This window comes from Flavobacterium muglaense, from assembly GCF_014305155.1.
GTDB classification, from domain to species: Bacteria; Bacteroidota; Bacteroidia; order Flavobacteriales; family Flavobacteriaceae; genus Flavobacterium; species Flavobacterium muglaense.
Genome location: NZ_JACRUK010000099.1, coordinates 1 through 3,359, shown reverse-complemented (window position 1 = coordinate 3,359; position 3,359 = coordinate 1). Strand labels below are relative to the sequence as shown.

Here is a 3,359-nt window from a genome sequence, read left to right as displayed (position 1 = left end):
CAATTCTCTACAAATTAAACATAAAAAAAACCTCCAAGTTTCCTTGAAGGTTTTTGAGGCATCGTGCGGATTCGAACCGCAGTAGGAGCTTTTGCAGAGCCCAGCCTAGCCACTCGGCCACGACGCCATTGTTGAATGGATGGCAAAAGTACTTAAAATCTTTACTATTTAAAAGGTTAACCTTAAAAATTTTAAAAAAAATTAATTTTAAAGCTTTCGACCCCATTCTTTGCAATACGTAAAAGTCAATTGTTAGCTTCTGTATTCTTCTAATTCAATCGTAACTGATTCTACATCACCTCCAATAGGGGGGTTTAGTTTCGACACTGCAAGTAATATTCTAGAAACTTCCGGAATTTCGTTAAAAACTCTATTTATGATTCTATGACCTACATGTTCTAGTAAATTGGATCGAATTTGCATTTCTTCAACAACTATTTTATTCAAAAGTACATAGTCAACTGTATCTTTTAGGTCATCACTAAGGCAAGATTTTCGTAAATCAGTCTTAATTTCTAAGTCAACGGTGTAATCAGATCCTATTTTTCCTTCTTCTATCAAACAACCGTGATAGGAGTAGGTGCGTATATTTTTTAGTTTAATCGTTCCCATGCTATTTTTTATATTTATTGTTAGAAGTTTAAGTCTTCTTGTGTTAACTTTCAACGTGAATCCTTAAACTTTTTTTTACCTTTGCTAAAATAAAACAAAATAATGTCAACTGAAGATAAATCACTCCATTTTATAGAACAAATCATTGAGGAAAACATAACTGATGGATTTCCAAAAGATAAACTACGTTTTCGTTTTCCACCTGAACCTAATGGTTATTTACATATTGGTCACGCTAAATCTATTTGCTTGCAATTTGGTTTAGGTTTGCGTTATAATGCACCTGTAAATTTGCGTTTTGATGATACTAATCCTGCCAAAGAAGAGCAAGAGTATGTAGATGCAATCAAAGATGATTTGCAGTGGTTGGGTTTTAAATGGGATGAAGAACATTATGCTTCTGATTATTTTCAACAATTATATGATTGGGCCATTGTATTAATTAACAAAGGTAAAGCCTATGTAGATAGTCAATCGTCTGAAGATATGGCTACCCAAAAAGGTACACCTACACAACCTGGAGTTGATGGACCCTATAGAAACCGTTCTATTGAGGAAAATCTAAGCCTGTTTGAAGGAATGAAAAACGGTGATTTCCCTGAAGGAACACATGTTTTACGTGCTAAAATTGATATGAAATCGACTAATATGTTGATGCGTGATCCATTAATGTATCGTATTTTACATCGTCATCATCATAGAACTGGAAACGACTGGAAAATATATCCTATGTACGATTATGCACATGGGGAAAGTGATTATATAGAACAAATCTCACACTCTATTTGTACGTTAGAATTTGTAATGCACAGAGAATTATACAATTGGTTTTTGGACCAAATTTATGATAATTCATTAGTAAGACCACATCAATATGAGTTTGCGCGTTTGAATTTGAACTATACAGTAATGAGTAAGCGTAAGTTATTACAACTCGTTCAAGATAAAGTAGTTAATGGTTGGGATGATCCTAGAATGCCTACTATTTCTGGTTTAAGACGTCGTGGTTATACGGCTAATGCTATTCGAAAATTCTGTGATACTATTGGCGTAGCCAAAAGAGAAAATGTCATTGATGTATCACTTTTAGAGTTTTGCTTACGCGAAGATTTAAATAAAACGGCGCCTAGAGTGATGGCAGTTTTAGATCCTATCAAAGTGATCATTACGAATTATCCCGAAGGAAAGGAAGAATCATTAGATGCCGAAAATAATCAAGAAGATGAAACTGCTGGTTTTAGAAAAGTTCCTTTTTCTAGAGAATTATACATAGAAAGAGAAGACTTTTTAGAAGTGGCTCCGGCTAAGTTTTTCCGTTTAAGCATTGGGAATGAAGTGCGTCTTAAAAATGCCTATATTATTAAAGGAGAGTCTGTTGTTAAAGATAATGAAGGCAATATTACTGAAATTCATGTAAGTTATGATACTGATTCTTTAAGTGGCAGTGGGAGTGAAGCTTCTAAAAGAAAAGTAGCAGGAACTTTACATTGGGTATCTATCGCTCACGCTATTCCAGCCGAGGTGCGTGTGTACGATCGTTTGTTTATAGATGAAGCACCGGATAGTCATAAAGAGAAGAATTTCTTGGATTTCATGAATCAAAATTCACTTGAAATTGTAACTGGATATGTTGAACCAAGTCTTGTATCTGCTGAAATTGATAATAAATTTCAGTTTCAACGTTTGGGTTATTTTAATGTTGATAAAGATTCAACAGCTTTAAAACTAGTATTTAATAAAACTGTAGGTTTGAAAGATGCATGGGAAGAGAGAGGCAAAAAAGAGTTAAATAGCATTAATAATTCTTTAAAGGAGATTAATAAGTACTTTAAAGTAGCTACTAAACCAGAACGTCTAGAAATTGAAAGCGCTATTGGGGAGACAATTGGTGCTATTGCCAATTATAGTCTGTTACAAAATTCTTTCAAAAAGAATATCAACAATAATAAGGCTTCATTATTGTTTGCTAATTTTATATTGAAATACTCTAGCTTAAAGGAAGCTGATTTTGATCAAGAAGATCTTTCCAAATTGTATTTAATGTCTCTAAGAAGCGAGTCCACTTTTGTACGATCAAAAACACTTTTAAATTTAAGAGATTTAGAATATGATGAAATTTTTAGAAATTCGTTCAAAGACGAAATTCTGAGACTTAAATCAAATCCAACAAAAAGTACGACCGAAAGAGAAACCGAAATTCTCGAACAAGTACTTAATCAATTATAATTATTAAAAACACCTTTTATAGAGGTGTTTTTTTATTATATATATTATCTATGTTTATTATATATATTATCAATTTTACTTATTAAAAACAGCGTTCATATATGGTTTTTAATCAATTTATATTTTTTGTTGATATACTTTTATAGGTTTATAAGTTTTAGTTTATTAGATCGCTTTAAAATAGTTTTTAGTTCATTTTTTATCTTTTTTTAACGGTTTTTTAGCATAGTTTTGGTTTTCGTTTTATTATTTTTGATTTGAAGCTATTTTTGGTTTCCTTTTAAGCAATTGAGTGTTGAATTCTATTTTAGGTACCAAGATTTGTTTTTAGCAAGTTTAGTAATTAAATATTTTCATAGAGACTCAAAAAATAGTTTAATGTTAGAATTTTGATTAATGGTATGCTGTGATAATATTTACTGTAAAATATTTTTTCATTGGTGTCATAATTAGGGCTTGCTGAAAAATTGCAAATCCAATAAAACAGAGGTATTTAGAGCTACTTTTTCTTGTTTAAATGC

General features: G+C 31.4%; 2 protein-coding genes and 1 tRNA gene. 1 reads left to right on the top strand and 2 read right to left on the bottom strand.

Features of this window, described 5'->3' with window-relative positions:
- Nucleotides 1-56: 56 nt before the first annotated feature.
- Together H8R24_RS17840 and folB are read right to left on the bottom strand one after the other, a co-directional pair.
- A tRNA-Cys gene (locus H8R24_RS17840) sits at nt 57-127 on the bottom strand.
- A gap of 125 nt (nt 128-252) precedes the next feature.
- Nucleotides 253-612, bottom strand: a complete 360-nt coding sequence (folB, locus tag H8R24_RS17835; RefSeq protein ID WP_187021794.1) for a dihydroneopterin aldolase — start codon at nt 610-612, stop codon at nt 253-255.
- A 102-nt stretch (nt 613-714) separates the two neighbouring features.
- Between folB and H8R24_RS17830 the strand changes: the two genes are divergently transcribed.
- On the top strand, nt 715-2,838 hold the full coding sequence (locus H8R24_RS17830) for a glutamine--tRNA ligase/YqeY domain fusion protein (protein WP_187021793.1): 2,124 nt from the start codon (nt 715-717) through the stop codon (nt 2,836-2,838).
- The last annotated feature ends 521 nt before the right edge of the window (nt 2,839-3,359 follow it).

Coding starts and splice junctions, on each gene's coding strand:
- H8R24_RS17830 (WP_187021793.1), top strand. CDS start 715: ATGTCAACTGAAGATAAATCACTCCATTTTATAGAACAAATCATTGAG.
- folB (WP_187021794.1), bottom strand. CDS start 612: ATGGGAACGATTAAACTAAAAAATATACGCACCTACTCCTATCACGGT.